The 19974-nt window shown below is 59.8% G+C and carries 19 protein-coding genes; 9 read left to right on the top strand and 10 right to left on the bottom strand.

Going from position 1 to position 19974, the window contains the following annotated elements:
- Position 1: 1 nt before the first annotated feature.
- From SNL23_RS18050 to SNL23_RS18005, 10 genes are all read right to left on the bottom strand, one after another.
- The gene (locus tag SNL23_RS18050; RefSeq protein WP_076016768.1) at positions 2-1036 is read right to left on the bottom strand and encodes a TerC/Alx family metal homeostasis membrane protein; all 1035 of its coding nucleotides are present in this window, start codon (positions 1034-1036) and stop codon (positions 2-4) included.
- Positions 1037-1048: 12 nt separating this feature from the next.
- Positions 1049-1498: a tellurite resistance TerB family protein gene (locus SNL23_RS18045; protein ID WP_076016767.1), complete on the bottom strand. Its 450-nt coding sequence runs from the start codon at positions 1496-1498 to the stop codon at positions 1049-1051.
- 63 nt (positions 1499-1561) lie between these two features.
- Positions 1562-2746 carry a TerD family protein gene (locus tag SNL23_RS18040; protein WP_318302998.1) on the bottom strand — a complete coding sequence of 395 codons (1185 nt, stop codon included), beginning with the start codon at positions 2744-2746 and terminating at the stop codon, positions 1562-1564.
- On the bottom strand, positions 2743-3333 hold the full coding sequence (locus tag SNL23_RS18035) for a TerD family protein (RefSeq protein ID WP_076016765.1): 591 nt from the start codon (positions 3331-3333) through the stop codon (positions 2743-2745). Before SNL23_RS18035 ends, SNL23_RS18040 begins: the two co-directional genes overlap by 4 nt.
- Positions 3334-3435: 102 nt before the next feature.
- Positions 3436-4386: an HpcH/HpaI aldolase/citrate lyase family protein gene (locus SNL23_RS18030; RefSeq protein WP_167663367.1), complete on the bottom strand. Its 951-nt coding sequence runs from the start codon at positions 4384-4386 to the stop codon at positions 3436-3438.
- Complete coding sequence (locus tag SNL23_RS18025; protein WP_318302995.1) at positions 4386-5480, bottom strand: cysteine protease StiP family protein; 1095 nt, start codon at positions 5478-5480, stop codon at positions 4386-4388. Before SNL23_RS18025 ends, SNL23_RS18030 begins: the two co-directional genes overlap by 1 nt.
- Complete coding sequence (locus SNL23_RS18020) at positions 5473-6231, bottom strand: trehalose phosphatase (protein WP_318302994.1); 759 nt, start codon at positions 6229-6231, stop codon at positions 5473-5475. The genes SNL23_RS18025 and SNL23_RS18020 overlap by 8 nt, the downstream gene beginning before the upstream one ends.
- On the bottom strand, positions 6221-7357 hold the full coding sequence (locus SNL23_RS18015; protein WP_167663370.1) for a phosphoribosyltransferase domain-containing protein: 1137 nt from the start codon (positions 7355-7357) through the stop codon (positions 6221-6223). The genes SNL23_RS18020 and SNL23_RS18015 overlap by 11 nt, the downstream gene beginning before the upstream one ends.
- Positions 7358-7426: 69 nt before the next feature.
- The gene (locus SNL23_RS18010; RefSeq protein WP_076016760.1) at positions 7427-8566 is read right to left on the bottom strand and encodes a trypsin-like peptidase domain-containing protein; all 1140 of its coding nucleotides are present in this window, start codon (positions 8564-8566) and stop codon (positions 7427-7429) included.
- Positions 8567-8645: 79 nt separating this feature from the next.
- Positions 8646-9644, bottom strand: a complete 999-nt coding sequence (locus SNL23_RS18005) for an ATP-grasp domain-containing protein (protein WP_167663371.1) — start codon at positions 9642-9644, stop codon at positions 8646-8648.
- Positions 9645-10236: 592 nt separating this feature from the next.
- Between SNL23_RS18005 and SNL23_RS18000 the strand changes: the two genes are divergently transcribed.
- From SNL23_RS18000 to nuoJ, 9 genes are all read left to right on the top strand, one after another.
- Entirely contained in the window at positions 10237-10650 is a 414-nt protein-coding gene (locus SNL23_RS18000) for an NADH-quinone oxidoreductase subunit A (protein ID WP_003219575.1), read from the top strand.
- A gap of 10 nt (positions 10651-10660) precedes the next feature.
- On the top strand, positions 10661-11335 hold the full coding sequence (locus tag SNL23_RS17995; protein ID WP_003174719.1) for a NuoB/complex I 20 kDa subunit family protein: 675 nt from the start codon (positions 10661-10663) through the stop codon (positions 11333-11335).
- A 72-nt stretch (positions 11336-11407) separates the two neighbouring features.
- On the top strand, positions 11408-13192 hold the full coding sequence (gene nuoC, locus SNL23_RS17990) for an NADH-quinone oxidoreductase subunit C/D (protein WP_076016758.1): 1785 nt from the start codon (positions 11408-11410) through the stop codon (positions 13190-13192).
- 2 nt (positions 13193-13194) lie between these two features.
- Positions 13195-13692, top strand: coding sequence for an NADH-quinone oxidoreductase subunit NuoE (gene nuoE / locus SNL23_RS17985; protein WP_003219568.1), 498 nt, complete (start codon positions 13195-13197; stop codon positions 13690-13692).
- Positions 13689-15047 carry an NADH-quinone oxidoreductase subunit NuoF gene (gene nuoF, locus SNL23_RS17980; protein WP_076016757.1) on the top strand — a complete coding sequence of 453 codons (1359 nt, stop codon included), beginning with the start codon at positions 13689-13691 and terminating at the stop codon, positions 15045-15047. The genes nuoE and nuoF overlap by 4 nt, the downstream gene beginning before the upstream one ends.
- 135 nt (positions 15048-15182) lie before the next feature.
- Positions 15183-17897: an NADH-quinone oxidoreductase subunit NuoG gene (nuoG, locus tag SNL23_RS17975; protein WP_076016756.1), complete on the top strand. Its 2715-nt coding sequence runs from the start codon at positions 15183-15185 to the stop codon at positions 17895-17897.
- Positions 17894-18901: an NADH-quinone oxidoreductase subunit NuoH gene (gene nuoH / locus SNL23_RS17970; protein ID WP_076016755.1), complete on the top strand. Its 1008-nt coding sequence runs from the start codon at positions 17894-17896 to the stop codon at positions 18899-18901. The genes nuoG and nuoH overlap by 4 nt, the downstream gene beginning before the upstream one ends.
- Before the next feature lie 11 nt (positions 18902-18912).
- Positions 18913-19461 carry an NADH-quinone oxidoreductase subunit NuoI gene (nuoI, locus tag SNL23_RS17965; protein ID WP_003174725.1) on the top strand — a complete coding sequence of 183 codons (549 nt, stop codon included), beginning with the start codon at positions 18913-18915 and terminating at the stop codon, positions 19459-19461.
- Positions 19462-19470: 9 nt separating this feature from the next.
- On the top strand, positions 19471-19974 hold the full coding sequence (nuoJ, locus tag SNL23_RS17960) for an NADH-quinone oxidoreductase subunit J (RefSeq protein WP_003219561.1): 504 nt from the start codon (positions 19471-19473) through the stop codon (positions 19972-19974).

Below are 19974 nucleotides of genomic sequence, written 5' to 3'. Positions count from 1 at the left end.
ATTACGATTTTTCGACTTCGACTTCTTCCTTTTGAGGGAAGAGCACGCTGGCAAAAATACCGATGGCCAGTACAACGACAACAATGATCAAGCTGGTGTTCGGATCAATGTTGTAGCCGTGATGGAAAATATGGTCTGTCGCATTCAAGCCAAGTTTTACGGCAATGAAGAACAGCAGTGCGATGACCGCTTTTTCCAGGTGAACCAGGTAGCGCTTCAAGGCTTCCAGCACAAAGTACATGGTCCGCAGGCCGAGAATGGCGAAGAGCATCGCCGAGAACACGATCAATGGCTCACGACTCACCGCAATAACTGCCGGGACAGAGTCAAACGCAAACAGCACGTCGGAGACTTCCATCACCACCAGGCAGAGGAACAGTGGTGTCGCGAACAAACCGCCTTTGGCAGCCAACGACATCCCGGCGTTTTCCGGCTTGGTCAGTTCGGCTTCCAGGGTCTTGCGACGTACGAAGAAGGCATGACCGTGCAGTTTCGGCCACACAGGGAACAGTTTCTTGGCGAAACGGTAAGCCATGTGTTGGGAGTAATCCTCTTCTTCTTCGTCATCGCCGCCGCTGCGCAGCATCATGACGGCAGTCCAGGCGACGACCAGGGCGAAGACCACTTCGACCCAAGGCCCCAGGGCCAACAGTCCGGTACCAATGGCGACGAAGATCAGGCGGAACACGATCGCGCCAAGGATGCCCCAGTACAGCACGCGATGACGCAGGCCATTGGGCACCTTGAACCAGGCGAAGATCGCCATGAACACGAACAGGTTGTCCACGCTCAGCACTTTTTCAAGGGCGTAGCCGGTGATGAACAGCGTGGCGACTTCAGAACCGTGCTCGACGTACAGGAATCCTGCAAAAGCGAACGAGATGAGAATCCAGAATATCGACCAGGCCGACGCACGCGCCAGGCTGATGGGCTGGTCGCCACGGTGGGTAAACATGTCGAGTACCATCGCGCCAATCGCCAATGCTACAAACACGGCAATGGTCAGCGGGGGGAAACCCAGGTGGCTAACTTCCACAGTAATGTTCCTTTAGAGTTCAAAGTCAGCTGGGGGGAGACCCAGCTCGAGACAAATCAGACGGCAAACGGCTTTTTCTTTTTCGTCGAAATCACCGTCCGACGCGCCAATGGCGCAGGCGACACGAACGAGCAAACGACCTGCCCCGTCCTTGCCTTTGATCTTGCTGATGTTTTTCAGGGCTTCAGCCTGACCGATCTGGAAGTCAAATTCGAACTTGGCACACGCGTCGTTGAAAACCTTGATGACGTCGGTCAGGTTGAACACTTTCAGTTCGGGCGAGTTGCTGATGAACCCCGCCATCTTGGTTTTTTCTGCGGAGGTGACTTCACCATCGGCCGCCGCGACCATAGCGCAGCTGTTGGCGACAGCTTCCATGAACTCCCTGTTCTTGAACTTGCTTACCTCGGTGGTCAACTTCTCGCGGGCAAGCGCCGCATTCGTTTTCAGCCATGACAACATGTTGTTCACCTCAAGGGCGGGCCGGTCTGGCCCGCCGTATTCAATTGCAGTTGGATATCCGGATTACTTGGAACCTGCCGCCCAGCGCATACCCCAGCCGTAAGCCTTGTCCATCAGCGAATGCCCTTTGTGGAAGTCAACGCGGCGGCTCACCTTGACGCTGCCACCGACGTTTTCCAGCAGGGCGATTGCACACATACCCAGGCGACCGCCCTCTTCATTCAGGCGAACCTCGATAGGTGGCTGACCCGGGACATGGATAGTCACCACGCCATCGGTTTCCCGCCAGTTCGGGGCGCCTTCATAAATGAACGCGAACACCAGGACCCGTCGAATCTCACCCCAGTGTTTACCGTTGATGTGCAGCCATTCGCCATCACTGACGGCGCCGGTACGGTCATCACCTTTGAGCTGAATGTAGGGGTCACGATTCAGTTCGCCGAAGCAATTGCCCAGCGCCTGAACGACGCCCTTGGAACCATCCTGCAACTCGTAAAGGCACCCGACATCCAGGTCAATGGCGTTGTTACGCGAGAAGAAACCGCCACCACCCTTGCCTTTGTTCCAGTTCAGGTTGACCTTGATTTCGCCAAAGCCGTCAGCGGTTTTTTCCAGGCTGATCGACGAGCGAGTCTTGTCGAGGGTAATTTTGCTGAGGCTGACCGATGGCTTCGGCGCCGCTGCCGGAGCAGGCACGGGTGCTGGAGTTGGAGTTGGAGCTGGAGTTAGAGCTGCGGGCGCAGGCGCAGCGACTTCAACACCAAAGTGCTGGGCCAACGGCTCCAGGCCACCCGCAAAACCCTGGGCTACACAGCGGAACTTCCATTCACCCTGGCGACGATAGAACTCACCCAGAATCAGTGCGGTTTCCTTCATGCCTGCGGTGGGGATCTGCGCCTCAATGCCGCCGGTGACAGTCAGTGCGAGATGAGACACACGATCGAAGCTGGCCTTGTTCTCATAGATCGTTGCGGTCAACGCGACTTTCTCGACTGCCGCCTCAAGGCGCGACAGGTCAAGCGTGAACCCCGCGCGACCGGCCGAGGACTCGGTCATTTGCACCGCGCCACCCAGTACATTGGTCTGCCCGTAGAAACACATATCGGTGTCGCCGCGGACTTTTCCAGCAGCCCCAAGGACAAACGCAGACACGTCGATATCAGCGCCCGGAATGGCCGAGTAGCTGATATCGACCCGTACCTGGCCGGTGGCGACCGGCGCGTTTGCGCCTGGCCCCAAGGTCGTCATGGCCGTACTGCCTGGATGGCCAGGTTGACCAGGTCGTCAGCTGTGCGGCCGTTGGTGACTTGACCGATAGCCTTGAATTCCCAGCCGCCGGCTTCGCGCACCAGACTTGCCATGACCACGCCGGTATGACTGCCCTTCTCGGACAGATTGAAGCGCGCCAGTTCGGTCTTGTTGCTTGCGTTGACGATACGGCAGTAGGCGTTGGCAATTTTTTCGAAGTTTTGCCCCGTGAAACTGTTCACGGTGAACACCAGCGATTTGACCGTGGCCGGCAGGCGCTGCAGGTCAACGTTGATGGTTTCATCGTCGCCATCGCCTTCGCCGGTGCGGTTGTCGCCGGAATGCTTGATCGAGCCGTCGCGCGATTGCAATTGGCGGAACCACACCAGGTCCACTGGCTGAAGGTCTGCATCGAAAAGGATGCAAGAGGCATCCAGGTCGATCTCACCGCTGTTGCCCATCAACCGCCCCAGGAACCCGGCTTTCTCCGGATCCCAGCCCAGTCCCAGGCTGATCGCTGTAAGGCCACCACCGCCCGCGGTTTTTTCCAGGGAGATTGTTTGGTTTTTAGTCAGAGTCAGGGCCATCGGTACGCTCCTTGTTAATCGTCGTTTTCTGGTGTGTACGGTTGTTGTCTTCAGCCACGCAGGCGGCCATTGGCTTCAGGACAAAAGCAGGTATGCCCTGAGTCATCGGCCGGCCTCGGCGAGACGAATCGGTTGTTCGGTGTGGCTGGTCTCGACATGCCTGACGCCATGCCATTTGGCACGTTCAAGGATGTTGGTCGCCCATTTGAGATGAGTCGCTGGTTCGCACATTGCGTCATTGTGTTTGAAAACAGCGGGCGCGATCTCGTTCAGCATTAATTTGGCACAATTTAAATCCTCAACACTGACACGCAGGCTGTCCTGGATAGTGTTGATCTGGCTCGGGTGAATCGCCGTCTTACCCACCAAACCATGAGCAATATCAAGGCCCAGCTCTTCCAGCAGCAGATGCGGCGTGGCCAGTTGCTCGAACACCGGCGCCGTCAAGGCAAACCCTTGGGAGCCCATAACCCCGGCCAACATCGGGATCACATAGCCCATGGGCGTGTTGTACAGCGTCATGTCCGGGTTACGCCTCAACCCCAGGCAACCCAGCAAGTCATTGCCGCCGATGCGCAGCGCAATGATGCGCTGCGCCAGCGTTTCGTTGAGCGCCGTGCCCAGCTCGACCATTGCCTGCGGATTGAAGACTTCCCGGGTTTCCAGGGTCGGCATCAGCAGAATATGCGGGTTGGTAACCGCCAACTCCCATGCACGCAGGTTGGACAGGCTCAATTTGGGCACGACAAAGCCATCGACATGAGCCATCAGCGGCCAATCGTTCAGCACCGCCGCCATCTGCCAGTCGCGCGGGCGCACAAACAGCATCGGCCCGTCTTCCGACCGGCCGCCCTGCTGCTCAATGGCGCTCAACAACCGATGGAGATTGCGCAGGGCGGTGTCGACGTCGATTTCGGCAACCGCGTCCTCAAGGCACACCACCATAGAGCGCAGTTGAGGCAGCTTCTTGCGAAACACTACCTCGAGAATGTCCTCACGGGTGGCCGGCATGTAGAGCGTGGCACCCAGGGCGTAAGGCGATATTTTCTTCATCAGCTCAAGCTCCGGATGACGGTCACTGCACGGTAGGGGCCAAGGGCCGCCCCCACTTCCTCAACCGTCACACCGGCCCGCTCGGTCAGGTGCATCAGCAGTTGGACGTCCGGATCGCTGCGATCACGCACCAGCACGTGGTCCGGCACTCGGCGCAATACGGCACGGGTAGCCTCGGCGATACCAGGTTTTACCCGGTTCAAATTGGTAATGCCAAAACGCTTGGCGATTACGTCGATCACGTCCAGCGCCGCCGATTGCAACTCAGTGCGCTGCGCTTGCGTCCATGCAGACGCTGGCGCGACGGCAGGCAATGCCCGGCGCACGGCTTCAATCTGGTTCACAAAGTCGCGGGTCACATCGTGTTCATTCAGGTGGTCGTAGACCACGCACCCATGCAGCCCACCCTCGGCAGGCCAGATGGAACGCGAGACCAGGCCGGAAACCGTGGCGCCCAAAATGCCCGATGGAATCACCCAGTCTTCAGCGGAAGCCGCCAGCCAGGCGCGCCCGCATGGATCGGCGAGCACCACAAGGCGTGGCTGCTCCGGGAACCGCGCATCGCCGTTGAGGCTGCGCTGGATCTCGCCGGAGATTGCGCCCTTTCCGGTCCAACCATCCACGAACACAACGTTTTCGGCGCCATGAGCGGCGATCACTGCTTCCAGGGCAACTTTGTCGATGCCACGGTCACGCACGATACTGATGCCGTAATGATGGGCATCACGCCCTAGATCCAGCAGCGCACGGCGCAAAAGCACGCCCAGCGGAAGGCCCGCGCGGACGAACGACACGAGCGCAATCGAAGGCCCCTTGCAAGCCTGGTCCAGGGCCAGGGCCAAGGACTGAACGTCGCTGGCCATCCTGCCCGCGTTTTGCTGCATGGCCCGCTGGTACAGCTCTTTGTGCACCTCGGTAGGCGCCGACTCCTGGCTGATCATCTCCGAGTAATGCTTTTGTTTGGTCTGGATCAGGCGCTCTTTCTCATGGACATCCGTCACTTCGATCTCGACGGGCTGCAGCAGGAAGAGCACGTCGTCGGCCTGGTAGCTCCCGCTACCGACCGTTGTCAGATGGGCGAAGGCATCACGCATGGATCATCGCCTCCACGACTTTTGCCAGTTGGCTATTGGCCGGCGTTGCCCAGAAGTTGCATTCGTTCATAAAACCCAGGTCAGTCACGCTGTCGCCAAACCCCAACACCGGGCGTTCGCCGTGAGCGGCACGGTCTCGACGCAGCAGTTCCTGGACCGCATGGCGCTTGGCCAGGCCATTGGGCAGGAACGCGAGGTTGTTACCGTTGCCGTGAATATGCATGCCTTCCACAAGGCCGCAGGCCTGGACTTCTGCCAGTACCTTCTGCAGCACCGAGTCGTCGGACTCGTTGTGCTTGGTCACCACGTAGTTAAGCAGGCCTTGCTCTTCGACCACCCAGCCGCGCAGGGAAAAGCCCATTTCCTCGCCGATCGCCAAGGTTGCCGCGCTGAGCGCAGGCAAACGGCTTTGATAGGCGGCGAGCACCTCAGTCATCTGCCCATGCCAATCCCGGTCCAACGTCCCATCGGGCTGAAGAATCACCCCACCGTGGGAGCACACTGCCCCTGCGACAAAGGGCAATTGCACGCGGCTGTAAGCTTCCACGCTGCGCGCGGTGACCGGAACCACATCGGCCGATTCCAGCAGCCACTCCACAAAAGTTTTCTGCACGGCACTCATGTAACCGTTGGGCTGCCCATCGACATCCAGCGTCGCCGTATGCCGGGCACTGCCTTCGGGCATCTTGCGAGCCGTCTGGAACAACGTGTCATCCAGGTCTATGAGGATCAGGGGGCGCTTACTGCTCATCGACGATGACCTCTGCGTTCAATGCGTCTATCAACGATTGCGGAACTGCCTGGGCAGGTGTTTCGCTACAGATCAACACCCGGTCGAATTGGCCTGGCCGCACGTTGTAAAGAAAATTGGGGATGCCCAGGCCATAGTTGTCGGAGAACGACAACGCGTGGCCGATCTCATGCCCCAGGGCAATCGGCGAGCGAGTAGTGGAGCTGAAATGAACGTCGCCCCCCGCCTGTTCAAGGCGCTCGGCCAACAGGAACGGGCGCCACACGAATTCCCCGGTGCCGACCACGAGAATCCGTTCGCCCGGCTTCACCTGAATATCCGTTGCAAGCGTGTCATCCACATGACAAACGCCCAGACGCCCCCAATCGTTGCGCGGATCAATCGGCCAGTCGCCCACCGCCACCGCCCCGACATCCGGCATGTGCGGCAGCGGCGCGCTCACATCTTCAAGGAAGCGGTACGTGCCCTGCAGCAGCGACACCTCATCGGCCGTCTCGCCCAGGACCTTGCGCACGGCCCCTTGGGACCAATCGGTAAGCACGCACGTCACCACCCGCTCGACCTTGCTCAGCCCGGCCTCTATCAGCGCCCGGTGCAGATTGATAAACGTCTTGCCGGTTGAGGCCTCGTCGTCCACCAGCACCAGAGAACGCGCCTGGTGCATCCGTTCGCGGATAGCGGGATCGGTTGGCTGATGGATCAAGTGCGCGCTGGCGTGACTGTGCTCCTCTTCGAAGCGGGCGAACATTTCATCCCCCACCGGATGCCGGGTGCTCACCAGATAGACGGTGTCCTGGCGGGTCTTGCTGTACATGCGGTGCACACCGGCGCCCAGGCCCACGGCGGTCTCGGCCATGCCGATCACCAGCACCGGCCCGGGTAAATCTGCGGGAATCTTCGCGGCTAGGCTTGCGTAACTGGCCTGCATGGCCGATGGGCGCACAGGGATATGCTTGCCCAGCACCCGCGATACAAACAGGAACGCGCGCTTTGGATTGCGGCGTTCCGCGAATCCGAAGAGTGATTCGGGCTCGAAGGCCGATTGGTCTATATCAACCTCCATCAACCCGCGCTTGAGCTGCGCGCTGAGTCGGCGGGTCGATGTTTTTACTGCTGCGGATTCCATGTACGACATTCCTAAAAGAGGCGTTTAGTGAGTGCAATGCCCCTCACTTTTTCTTCAAACCGGGTGCCTCTACGGGTTTCTGGCTTCAATCCGCCAAAGCGAGGATTGAGCTTCACGGGCCATTTCCGAGGTCGAATACGTTCGGCCCGTTGGAGATTTGGAAGGTGACACCTGGCAGGCATCCAGGAAGGCCAGGAGCAGGCCTGCCTTGACGGCAAAGTTCATGTTTTGCGCGTCCGGCAAGGTCGACGTCACCATGGCGATAACCCCGCCGCTGGTATCGAACAACGGGCTGCCACTGGACCCGGGCTGAATCGCTGCGGTGAATTGCAGCAAACTGGAATCGTTGTGCAGCCCGAACAAACTGGACACGCCTCCCTGGGTGACATGCACACCACCTCCGGCCAGGCCCGCCATTGGAAAACCCAGTGCAATCACTGATTCGCCCAGGGCACAACCGGCGCCGTCCTTGAAGAGCACGGGCGATAACGTCGGGCAGTCCTGGACCCGCAACAGCGCGATATCGTTACGTTGATCGACCACGACCACTTCCGCGCGGTAACGGCCGGCAAAAGAAGAAATGTGCAGTTCCTGCATGCCCTCGATTACGTGGGCGCATGTCATGACGTGACTGGGTGAAACGGCAAAACCGGTGCCCGTTGCAGAACCACGGTTTCTTGGAGAGTCGCCGGAATAAGGGCGGCGGTTTGGGTGTGCGTCGTCGATGCTAATGCCCATGCGTCGCCCCATCGCGGCGAGGCCATAGGCGGAACCTTCGGCGAGCGCGCGGAACTTCCACTGATCGTTACGCTTGTAAAACTCGCCGATGACAATGGCCGATTCGCCGTTGTTACGCAAATCCAGGTGCAACTCGACCTGATTGTCGACCTGAAGACGCAACTCTTTGAGTTCACTGACAGGGCCTGCGGCGCCAAAGGTGTAAACGACCAGCAACACCCCTTCACTGCCGCCAGGCAACGCGGACAAATCAAGGGAACAACCGATCGAGGCTTGCTTGCCGCTCCACTCCATCCACTTCTGGGTGATTTGAAACAGCGCCGGATCGCCTGTTGGCAGGCGCTTCTCGGTGACGGGGAGCAATGCGACGGCAGCGTACTCACCGAAGGCGGTGGCGTTACCGGAGTCGAGTGTCCATGCAGTCTTTACACCTGAAATAGCGGTGTTTGCTCCGGGCGTAAGCGCCTTCATCCTAACCTTCCCTGATCGATGTGAGGGTGATTATGTCAAGACAGACATAATCATTCACTCTTTCTGTGGCGCGTTGATATCAATTAGAGGCTAGTACGGCGACCGTAATGGGCTTCACGCGCACGCCTTCGGCCCATTGACTCGCCGGCTCCGGCAAACCAAGCCGACGAGTGGCGAAAATTCCGGCCAGGTTTACCCCGGTCGCGCGCGTATAGCCGATACCGCCGGAGTAGCGCGGATTGATCTCCAACAGATAGGGAACGCCTTCAAGGTCGTCCCGCGTCTGCACGTTCACCAAGCCATCGCACTTGAAATGCGCCGCAGCCTTGAGGGCCAACTCCACGGCCGCTGATTCGCGCTCGAATGTCTGGTGAACGCCCTGCTTCCTCCTGCCCACGAATGCCACGGGCCTGCCCGCCTCGCACACCATGTCGACCGAACACTCGCTGCCGGCGAGGTAAGGCATGACCAGCATCGGCGCACGCTCTGCGCCCGACCGGTAAATCTTCAGGTAGGTGTCGAAATCGATTTCCCGCGCATCCGGGTTTTGCAAACAGCGAAACGGGTCGACATCCGACTTGAACCGCCAGAACCCCTGCCCGTAGATGCCGACCACAGGCTTGATGCAAACCTCTCCCTGCGCCGACAGCACCGCGTAGGCCGCCGCCAGTTCCTGGGCATTTGTGACCGTAATCGCAGGCGTGCAAGCGAGCCCCGCACGCTCGGCCTCAGCGGTGAACTGGCTTTTATCGTCGACCTTGTCAAAGGTCTCCATGGACATGCCGCCGGTGACAAGGCGCAAGCCAGCCGCCTCGAATCGGTCGCGTGCCGCCTCGTACTGGCTGCCAATACGTCCCGCAAGAATGACTTCGATACGGTGCTCAAGTGCCGTCTCAATTACCCAGTCGATACGCTCCTGGTTGTCTTGAGGCTCTTGAAAAGCGACGTCGGCCTGCCCTGTGATCTCGGGCCGATCCTGGCGGTGTGAGGCAAAGACCCTGACACCCGCCGGTAATGCTTCACGCGCACCTATAATAATGTCGCGCTGGCTGGATTGACCTTCAAGAAACCAGATCACGTGTACGCTCCTCAATGAACATCGCCAGAAATTGACGCACTCGTTGGGCGATAGCCCTCAACGCTGTGTAATTTTTCCGACACATTAACGAACATCAAGCAAAAGGCTATCTAAATCCTGTTTCGCCGTATCACAGACCGCAAACGCCCCAAGCCTCGCCGAGGTCGCTTTCGCGCCTTTTTGGACCAAACATTGATCCAGAGCGGTATCCGCGTCGCCAAAGTCAGTTAAAACATCCGCTTTACCAACTTGCGCCACCCGCACAAGTAACAGCAACTTCCCCCGCTAAACGCCGAACAGTTGTTTAAAACCCGCGCAAACAATATTCATTATCATTTAGAGCATGAAAACTTCGTTACCGGTTAAACAAAACACAATTCATTAAATGCGCGCTAATGCCCGCCCCACAAGGGCTACAGCCCCAAGAAGGTGCACTATGTCCTTATTCCATCGAATAATTTCGCTATAGGAATTTTACTTGCCCGGTGTTTAGCCATAAAATCACCGCGATTGATTGCGCTGCGACATATCGTCACTGCATCGTTACTTTTTCGAGCTCAGAGACCTTTGCTCTCTGTTAAGGATTTCCAGCATGACCGAAGCGACAGGACTCATGGCCCACAACTGGGGCTTTGCCATTTTCCTCCTCGGTGTTGTCGGCCTCTGCGCCTTCATGCTCGGTGTCTCCAGCCTCCTCGGGTCAAAAGCCTGGGGCCGCAGCAAAAATGAACCGTTCGAATCCGGCATGCTGCCTACAGGTGGCGCCCGCTTGCGGCTCTCAGCCAAATTCTATCTGGTCGCGATGCTCTTCGTGATCTTCGATATCGAAGCCCTTTTTCTCTTTGCCTGGTCTGTGTCCGTCCGCGAAAGCGGCTGGACCGGATTCGTCGAAGCTCTCGTTTTCATAGCAATTCTGTTGGCAGGCCTTGTCTACCTATTTCGAGTGGGCGCCCTTGATTGGGCTCCGGAAGCTCGTCGCAAGCGGCAAGCGAAGCTGAAACAATGAGGCTTTGGCGATGCAATACAATCTCACCAGGATCGACCCGGATGCTCCTAACGAGCAGTACCCCATCGGCGAACGGGAAACCGTTTCCGACCCGTTAGAAGACCAAGTCCACAAAAACATCTACATGGGCAAGCTGGAAGACGTGCTGAGTGGCGCGGTCAACTGGGGACGTAAGAACTCCCTGTGGCCGTACAACTTCGGTCTGTCCTGCTGCTACGTGGAAATGACCACCGCCTTCACGGCGCCCCACGACATCGCGCGCTTTGGCGCCGAAGTTATCCGGGCATCGCCGCGTCAGGCGGATTTCATGGTTATCGCCGGTACCTGCTTTATCAAGATGGCGCCGATCATTCAGCGTCTCTACGAGCAAATGCTCGAGCCAAAGTGGGTTATCTCCATGGGTTCGTGCGCCAACTCCGGTGGCATGTACGACATCTACTCCGTGGTTCAAGGGGTGGACAAGTTCCTGCCCGTGGACGTCTACGTGCCTGGCTGCCCGCCCCGCCCTGAAGCATTTCTGCAAGGCTTGATGCTGCTGCAGGAATCGATTGGCAAGGAGCGTCGCCCACTGTCCTGGGTCGTCGGCGATCAAGGCGTGTACCGCGCCGAGATGCCTTCGCAAAAGGAACAGCGCCGCGAACAGCGAATCGCAGTCACCAACCTGCGCAGCCCCGACGAAGTCTGATCCAGAACCGCTTCTTTTATAGAACGAAAACCTGGCTTCATTCTTTACGTTGACCGAAAGCGATAAAAAACCATGACTACAGGCAGTGCTCTGTACATCCCGCCTTATAAGGCAGACGACCAGGATGTGGTCGTCGAACTCAATAACCGTTTTGGCCCTGACGCCTTCACCGCCCAGGCCACACGCACCGGTATGCCGGTGCTGTGGGTGGCGCGTGCCAAGCTCGTCGAAGTCCTGAGCTTCCTGCGCAACCTGCCCAAGCCGTACGTCATGCTCTATGACCTGCATGGCGTGGACGAGCGCCTGCGCACCAAGCGCCAGGGACTGCCGAGCGGCGCCGATTTCACCGTGTTCTATCACCTGATGTCGCTGGAACGTAACAGCGACGTGATGATCAAGGTAGCCCTCTCCGAGAGCGACCTGAGCGTTCCGACCGTGACCGGTATCTGGCCTAACGCCAACTGGTACGAGCGTGAAGTGTGGGACATGTTCGGCATCGACTTCCCGGGTCACCCGCACCTGACGCGCATCATGATGCCGCCGACCTGGGAAGGTCACCCGCTGCGCAAGGACTTCCCTGCCCGCGCCACCGAATTCGATCCATTCAGCCTGACCCTCGCCAAGCAACAGCTTGAAGAAGAGGCTGCGCGCTTCCGTCCGGAAGACTGGGGCATGAAGCGTTCCGGCACCAACGAGGACTACATGTTCCTCAACCTGGGCCCGAACCACCCATCGGCTCACGGTGCCTTCCGCATCATCCTGCAACTGGACGGCGAAGAAATCGTCGACTGCGTGCCTGACGTCGGTTACCACCACCGTGGTGCCGAGAAGATGGCCGAGCGTCAGTCGTGGCACAGCTTCATCCCGTACACCGACCGTATCGACTACCTCGGCGGCGTGATGAACAACCTGCCGTACGTGCTCTCGGTCGAGAAGCTGGCCGGTATCAAGGTGCCTGACCGCGTCGACACCATCCGCATCATGATGGCCGAGTTCTTCCGGATCACCAGCCACCTGCTGTTCCTGGGTACCTATATCCAGGACGTCGGCGCCATGACCCCGGTGTTCTTCACGTTCACCGACCGTCAGCGCGCCTACAAGGTCATCGAAGCCATCACCGGTTTCCGCCTGCACCCGGCCTGGTACCGCATCGGCGGTGTCGCCCACGACCTGCCGCGTGGCTGGGAACGCCTGGTCAAGGAATTCATCGACTGGATGCCCAAGCGTCTGGACGAGTACCAGAAAGCCGCCCTGGACAACAGCATCCTCAAGGGCCGGACCATCGGCGTCGCCCAGTACAACACCAAAGAAGCCCTGGAATGGGGCGTCACCGGTGCTGGCCTGCGTTCCACCGGTTGCGATTTCGACCTGCGTAAAGCGCGCCCGTACTCCGGCTACCAGAACTTCGAGTTCGAAGTCCCGCTGGCAGCCAATGGCGATGCCTACGACCGCTGCATCGTGCGCGTCGAAGAAATGCGCCAGAGCCTGAAGATCATCGAACAGTGCATGCGCAACATGCCGGAAGGCCCGTACAAGGCGGATCACCCGCTGACCACGCCGCCGCCCAAAGAGCGCACGCTGCAACACATCGAAACCCTGATCACGCACTTCCTGCAAGTTTCGTGGGGCCCGGTGATGCCGGCCAACGAATCCTTCCAGATGATCGAAGCGACCAAGGGTATCAACAGTTATTACCTGACGAGCGATGGCGGCACCATGAGCTACCGCACCCGGATTCGTACTCCAAGCTTCCCGCACCTGCAGCAGATCCCTTCGGTGATCAAAGGTGAAATGGTCGCGGACTTGATTGCGTACCTGGGTAGTATCGATTTCGTTATGGCCGACGTGGACCGCTAAGCATGAATAGCACGCTTATCCAGACAGACCGTTTCACCTTGAGTGAAACCGAGCGCTCGGCCATCGAGCACGAGCTGCATCACTACGAAGACCCGCGCGCGGCGTCGATCGAAGCCTTGAAGATCGTCCAGAAGGAACGTGGCTGGGTGCCGGACGGCGCCCTCTACGCCATCGGCGAGATCCTCGGCATCCCCGCCAGCGACGTTGAAGGCGTGGCGACGTTCTACAGCCAGATCTTCCGCCAGCCGGTTGGCCGCCACATCATTCGCGTTTGCGACAGCATGGTCTGCTACATCGGTGGCCACGAGTCCGTGGTCAGCGAGATCCAGAGCAAGCTGGGCATCGGCCTGGGCCAAACCACTCCGGACGGGCGCTTCACGCTGCTGCCGGTGTGCTGCCTGGGCAACTGTGACAAGGCGCCGGCGTTGATGATCGACGACGACACATTCGGCGACGTACAGCCTGCTGGCGTCACCCAATTGCTCGAGGGCTACCCATGACCCTGACTTCCTTCGGCCCGGCCAACCTGATCAAGCGTTCGCCCGAGACCCACCCACTGACCTGGCGCCTGCGTGACGACGGCGAAGCCGTTTGGCTCGACGAATACCAGGCCAAGAACGGTTACGCGGCCGCGCGCAAAGCCTTTGCCGACATGGCCCAGGACGACATCGTCCAGACCGTGAAAGACGCAGGCCTTAAAGGCCGCGGCGGCGCAGGCTTCCCCACGGGCGTCAAGTGGGGCCTGATGCCCAAAGACGAATCCATCAACATCCGCTACCTGCTGTGCAACGCGGATGAAATGGAGCCGAACACCTGGAAAGACCGCATGCTGATGGAGCAACTGCCCCATCTGCTGATCGAAGGCATGCTGATCAGCGCCCGCGCGCTGAAAACCTACCGTGGCTACATCTTCCTGCGTGGCGAGTACACCACCGCCGCCAAGCACCTGAACCGTGCAGTGGAAGAAGCCAAGGCAGCTGGGCTTTTGGGCAAAAACATCCTCGGTTCGGGCTTCGATTTCGAGCTGTTCGTGCACACCGGCGCCGGGCGTTATATCTGCGGTGAAGAAACCGCACTGATCAACTCCCTCGAAGGCCGCCGCGCCAACCCGCGTTCCAAACCGCCCTTCCCTGCCGCCGTTGGCGTGTGGGGCAAGCCGACGTGCGTGAACAACGTTGAAACCCTGTGCAACGTGCCGGCAATCATCGGCGACGGCGTGGAGTGGTACAAATCGTTGGCCCGCGAAGGCAGCGAAGACATGGGCACCAAGCTCATGGGCTTCTCCGGCAAGGTCAAGAACCCGGGCCTGTGGGAACTGCCATTCGGCGTGACCGCACGCGAGCTGTTCGAGGACTACGCCGGCGGCATGCGCGACGGCTACACCCTCAAGGCCTGGCAGCCAGGCGGCGCCGGTACCGGCTTCCTGTTGCCCGAGCACCTCGACGCACAAATGTACGCCGGCGGCATCGGCAAGGTGGGCACCCGTATGGGTACCGGCCTGGCCATGGCCGTGGACAACACCGTGAACATGGTGTCGTTGCTGCGCAACATGGAGCAGTTCTTCTCCCGCGAATCCTGCGGTTTCTGCACGCCGTGCCGCGATGGTTTGCCATGGAGCGTCAAGCTCTTGATGGCCATCGAGAACGGCGAAGGTCAGCCCGGCGATATCGAGACCCTGCTGGGTCTGGTCGGTTTCCTCGGCCCAGGCAAGACTTTCTGTGCTCACGCACCGGGCGCCGTGGAGCCATTGGGCAGCGCGATCAAATACTTCCGCTCTGAATTCGAGGCTGGCATCGCACCTGCGCGCGCCGGTGACCTGAATCAGGTGGTAACACCGACCATGGTCGGTGCGTAACGCTTAAAAAGGCGAAGGGTCCGTGCCCTTCGCTTTCTCATGTGCTGACGCCTTGATGGCTGTGTTGATGCACATGAATAACAAGATTCCATTAGCCACGCCCGCTGACACCGGGCCAACGAAGAACTTTGAACCATGGCCACTATCCACGTAGACGGCAAAGAGCTCGAAGTCGATGGGGCAGACAACCTGTTACAGGCGTGTCTGTCGCTAGGCCTCGACATTCCATATTTCTGCTGGCACCCCGCCCTTGGCAGCGTTGGCGCTTGCCGCCAGTGCGCGGTCAAGCAGTACACCGACGAGAACGACACCCGTGGTCGTATCGTGATGTCCTGCATGACCCCTGCCACCGACGGCAGCTGGATTTCCATCGAAGACGAAGAAGCGAAAGTGTTTCGCGCCAGCGTCGTCGAATGGCTGATGACCAACCACCCGCACGACTGCCCTGTGTGTGAGGAAGGCGGCCACTGCCACCTGCAAGACATGACCGTGATGACCGGCCACAACGAGCGCCGATATCGCTTCACCAAGCGCACCCACCAGAACCAGCAACTGGGCCCGTTCATCTCCCACGAGATGAACCGCTGCATCGCTTGCTACCGCTGCGTGCGCTTCTATAAGGACTACGCCGGCGGCACCGACCTCGGTGTATTCGGCGCCCACGACAACGTGTACTTCGGTCGCGTTGAAGACGGCACCCTCGAAAGCGAGTTCTCCGGCAACCTCACCGAGGTCTGCCCGACCGGTGTGTTCACCGACAAGACTCACTCCGAGCGCTACAACCGTAAGTGGGACATGCAGTTCTCTCCGAGCATCTGCCATGGCTGCTCCAGCGGTTGCAACATCTCCCCGGGCGAGCGCTACGGCGAACTGCGTCGTATCGAAAACCGCTTCAACGGTTCGGTCAACCAGTACTTCCTGTGCGACCGTGGCCGTTTCGGCTATGGCTACGTCAACCGCGAAGACCGCCCACGTCAGCCACTGCTGGCCGACGGCGCCAAGCTGAGCCTCGACGAAGCACTGGATAAAGCCGCTGACCTGCTGCGCGGTCGCAACATCGTCGGTATCGGTTCGCCCCGCGCCAGCCTCGAAAGCAACTACGCGTTGCGCGAGCTGGTAGGTGCCGAGCACTTCTACTCGGGTATCGAAGCCGGTGAGCTGGAGCGTATCCGCCTGGTGCTGCAAGTGTTGAACGACAGCCCGCTGCCGGTTCCGAACATGCGCGACATCGAAGACCACGACGCGATCTTCGTCCTCGGTGAAGACCTGACCCAGACCGCTGCACGCATGGCCCTGTCCTTGCGCCAGTCGGTAAAAGGCAAGGCCGAAGACATGGCCGACGCCATGCGCGTCCAGCCTTGGCTCGACGCTGCAGTGAAAAACATCGGCCAGCACGCGCTGAACCCGCTGTTTATCGCCAGCCTGGCTGAAACCAAGCTCGACGACATCGCTGAAGAATGCGTACACGCCGCGCCTGACGACCTGGCCCGCATCGGTTTCGCCGTGGCCCACGCCCTCGATGCCAGCGCGCCTGCCGTTGAAGGCCTGGACGCTGAAGCCGTTGAACTGGCCCAGCGCATCGCCGACGCCCTGCTGGCGGCCAAGCGTCCATTGATTATTGCCGGCACCTCGCTGGGTTCCAAGGCGCTGATCGAAGCCGCTGCCAATATTGCCAAAGCCTTGAAGCTGCGCGAGAAGAACGGTTCCATCAGCCTGATCGTGCCGGAAGCCAACAGCCTCGGCCTGGCCATGCTCGGTGGCGAGTCCCTGGACGCGGCCCTGCAAGCCGTGACCGACGGCAGTGCCGACGCGATCGTGGTACTGGAAAACGACCTGTACACCCGCACTGATTCGGCCAAGGTCGACGCTGCGCTGAACGCGGCCAAAGTGGTGATTGTTGCCGACCACCAGAAAACCGCCACCAGCGACCGCGCCCACCTGGTACTGCCCGCCGCCAGCTTTGCTGAAGGCGACGGTACCCTGGTCAGCCAGGAAGGCCGCGCCCAGCGCTTCTTCCAAGTGTTCGATCCGAAGTACATGGACGCCAGCATCCTGGTTCACGAAGGCTGGCGCTGGCTGCATGCCCTGCGCGCTACCCTGCTGAACCAGCCAATCGACTGGACCCAGCTCGACCATGTGACCGCTGCTGCAGCCGCAGCAGCACCGCAACTGGCACGCATCGTCGACGCTGCACCGTCTGCCTCGTTCCGCATCAAGGGCATGAAACTCGCCCGTGAACCGCTGCGTTACTCCGGCCGTACCGCCATGCGTGCCGACATCAGCGTGCATGAGCCACGTACTCCACAAGACAACGACACCGCGTTCGCCTTCTCCATGGAAGGTTACTCGGGTTCGGTCGAGCCACGTCAGCAGGTGCCATTTGCCTGGTCGCCGGGCTGGAACTCGCCGCAAGCCTGGAACAAGTTCCAGGACGAAGTCGGTGGTCACATCCGCGCTGGCGACCCGGGCACCCGCCTGATCGAAAGCACCGGTGACTCGCTGAACTGGTTCGCCAGCGTTCCGCGTCCATTCAACCCGGCCCAGGGCACCTGGCAGGTTGTGCCGTTCTTCCACCTGTTCGGCAGCGAAGAAACCTCTTCCAAAGCCGCGCCGGTACAAGAGCGCATTCCGGCCGCCTACGTGTCTGTTGCCAAGTCCGAAGCCGACCGCCTGGGCGTCAACGACGGTGCCCTGCTCAGCCTGACCGTAGCGGGCAAGACCCTGCGTCTGCCGCTGCGCATCAATGACGAGTTGGGTGCTGGCCTGGTTGCATTGCCAAAAGGCCTCGCGGGGATTCCTCCGGCGATCTTCGGCCTCACCGTTGACGGTCTGCAGGAGGCAGCTCAATGACCTGGTTCACCCCTGAAGTGATCGACGTGATCATCGCGGTGGTCAAGGCCATCGTGATCCTGTTGGCCGTGGTCGTGGCGGGCGCCTTGCTCAGCTTCGTCGAACGTCGCCTGCTGGGCTGGTGGCAGGACCGTTACGGTCCGAACCGCGTTGGCCCGTTTGGTATGTTCCAGATTGCCGCCGACATGCTGAAAATGTTCTTCAAGGAAGACTGGACACCGCCGTTTGCCGACAAGGTGATCTTCACCCTGGCACCGGTCGTGGCCATGAGCGCCTTGCTGATTGCCTTCGCAATCATCCCGATCACCCCAACCTGGGGCGTGGCGGACCTGAACATCGGCTTGCTGTTCTTCTTCGCCATGGCCGGTTTGTCGGTCTACGCGGTGCTGTTCGCCGGTTGGGCCAGTAACAACAAGTTCGCCCTCTTGGGCAGCTTGCGGGCTTCGGCCCAGACCGTGTCCTACGAAGTGTTCATGGGCCTCGCGCTGATGGGCATCGTGGTGCAGGTGGGCTCGTTCAACATGCGCGACATCGTCGAGTACCAGGCGCAGAACCTGTGGTTCATCATTCCGCAGTTCTTCGGCTTCTGTACCTTCTTCATCGCTGGCGTCGCCGTGACCCACCGTCACCCGTTCGACCAGCCGGAAGCGGAACAGGAACTGGCCGACGGTTACCACATCGAATACGCCGGCATGAAATGGGGCATGTTCTTCGTCGGTGAGTACATCGGCATCATCTTGATCTCGGCCCTGCTGGTCACGCTGTTCTTCGGCGGCTGGCACGGTCCGTTCGGCATCCTGCCGCAGCTGGCGTTCTTCTGGTTCTTCTTGAAGACCGCGTTCTTCATCATGCTGTTCATCCTGCTGCGCGCTTCCATCCCGCGTCCACGGTATGACCAGGTGATGGATTTCAGCTGGCGATTCTGCCTGCCGCTGACCCTGATCAATTTGCTGGTGACTGCTGCCGTTGTGTTGTTGAACACGCCAGCGGGCGCGGTTCAGTGAGGATTTGACCCATGTTCAAATATATTGGCGACATCGTTAAGGGTACCGGTACCCAGTTGCGAAGCCTGGTGATGGTGTTCGGTCACGGCTTTCGCAAACGCGACACCCTGCAATACCCGGAAGAAGCGGTGTACCTGCCGCCGCGTTATCGTGGCCGCATTGTCCTGACCCGCGACCCCGACGGCGAAGAGCGCTGCGTGGCCTGCAACCTGTGCGCCGTGGCGTGCCCGGTGGGTTGCATCTCGCTGCAGAAAGCTGAAACCGAAGACGGTCGCTGGTACCCGGACTTCTTCCGCATCAACTTCTCGCGCTGCATTTTCTGCGGCCTCTGCGAGGAAGCTTGCCCGACCACCGCGATCCAGCTGACACCGGATTTCGAGATGGCCGAGTTCAAACGTCAGGACCTGGTGTACGAGAAAGAAGATCTGCTGATCTCTGGTCCCGGTAAAAACCCTGATTACAACTTCTATCGTGTTGCAGGTATGGCCGTTGCCGGTAAGCCGAAAGGCGCCGCACAAAACGAAGCCGAGCCGATCAACGTGAAGAGCTTGCTGCCTTAAGGAAGAAAGATGGAATTCGCTTTCTATTTCGCATCGGGTATTGCAGTGGTGTCCACGCTTCGCGTGATCACCAACACTAACCCCGTGCACGCCCTGCTCTACCTGATCATTTCGCTGATCGCCGTGGCCATGACCTTCTTCAGCCTCGGCGCACCGTTCGCCGGTGTGCTGGAAGTGATTGCCTACGCTGGCGCCATCATGGTGCTGTTCGTGTTTGTGGTGATGATGCTCAACCTGGGGCCGGCTTCGGTCGCCCAGGAACGCGTCTGGCTCAAGCCCGGCATCTGGCTCGGCCCGGTGATCCTGGCAGCCTTGCTGCTGGGTGAACTGCTGTATGTGCTGTTCGCTCACCAGAGCGGCCAGGCCATCGGCCACACCACCGTAGACGCGAAAGCCGTGGGCATCAGCCTGTTCGGCCCGTACCTGCTGGTGGTCGAACTGGCTTCGATGTTGCTGCTCGCTGCAGCCATCACCGCCTTCCACTTGGGCCGCAACGAAGCCAAGGAGCAATGA

The organism is Pseudomonas sp. SED1 (assembly GCF_034044025.1).
Lineage (GTDB): Bacteria > Pseudomonadota > Gammaproteobacteria > Pseudomonadales > Pseudomonadaceae > Aquipseudomonas.
Note: the sequence above shows the minus strand (reverse complement) of the source record. Positions and strands in the feature narration are given on the sequence as shown.

Bases quoted from the DNA above. Each gene is read 5' to 3' on its own strand.
- SNL23_RS18045 (WP_076016767.1), bottom strand. From the start codon at position 1,498: ATGTTGTCATGGCTGAAAACGAATGCGGCGCTTGCCCGCGAGAAGTTG.
- SNL23_RS18040 (WP_318302998.1), bottom strand. From the start codon at position 2,746: ATGACGACCTTGGGGCCAGGCGCAAACGCGCCGGTCGCCACCGGCCAG.
- SNL23_RS18035 (WP_076016765.1), bottom strand. From the start codon at position 3,333: ATGGCCCTGACTCTGACTAAAAACCAAACAATCTCCCTGGAAAAAACC.
- SNL23_RS18030 (WP_167663367.1), bottom strand. From the start codon at position 4,386: ATGAAGAAAATATCGCCTTACGCCCTGGGTGCCACGCTCTACATGCCG.
- SNL23_RS18025 (WP_318302995.1), bottom strand. From the start codon at position 5,480: ATGCGTGATGCCTTCGCCCATCTGACAACGGTCGGTAGCGGGAGCTAC.
- SNL23_RS18020 (WP_318302994.1), bottom strand. From the start codon at position 6,231: ATGAGCAGTAAGCGCCCCCTGATCCTCATAGACCTGGATGACACGTTG.
- SNL23_RS18015 (WP_167663370.1), bottom strand. From the start codon at position 7,357: ATGGAATCCGCAGCAGTAAAAACATCGACCCGCCGACTCAGCGCGCAG.
- SNL23_RS18010 (WP_076016760.1), bottom strand. From the start codon at position 8,566: ATGAAGGCGCTTACGCCCGGAGCAAACACCGCTATTTCAGGTGTAAAG.
- SNL23_RS18000 (WP_003219575.1), top strand. From the start codon at position 10,237: ATGACCGAAGCGACAGGACTCATGGCCCACAACTGGGGCTTTGCCATT.
- SNL23_RS17995 (WP_003174719.1), top strand. From the start codon at position 10,661: ATGCAATACAATCTCACCAGGATCGACCCGGATGCTCCTAACGAGCAG.
- nuoC (WP_076016758.1), top strand. From the start codon at position 11,408: ATGACTACAGGCAGTGCTCTGTACATCCCGCCTTATAAGGCAGACGAC.
- nuoE (WP_003219568.1), top strand. From the start codon at position 13,195: ATGAATAGCACGCTTATCCAGACAGACCGTTTCACCTTGAGTGAAACC.
- nuoF (WP_076016757.1), top strand. From the start codon at position 13,689: ATGACCCTGACTTCCTTCGGCCCGGCCAACCTGATCAAGCGTTCGCCC.
- nuoG (WP_076016756.1), top strand. From the start codon at position 15,183: ATGGCCACTATCCACGTAGACGGCAAAGAGCTCGAAGTCGATGGGGCA.
- nuoH (WP_076016755.1), top strand. From the start codon at position 17,894: ATGACCTGGTTCACCCCTGAAGTGATCGACGTGATCATCGCGGTGGTC.
- nuoI (WP_003174725.1), top strand. From the start codon at position 18,913: ATGTTCAAATATATTGGCGACATCGTTAAGGGTACCGGTACCCAGTTG.
- nuoJ (WP_003219561.1), top strand. From the start codon at position 19,471: ATGGAATTCGCTTTCTATTTCGCATCGGGTATTGCAGTGGTGTCCACG.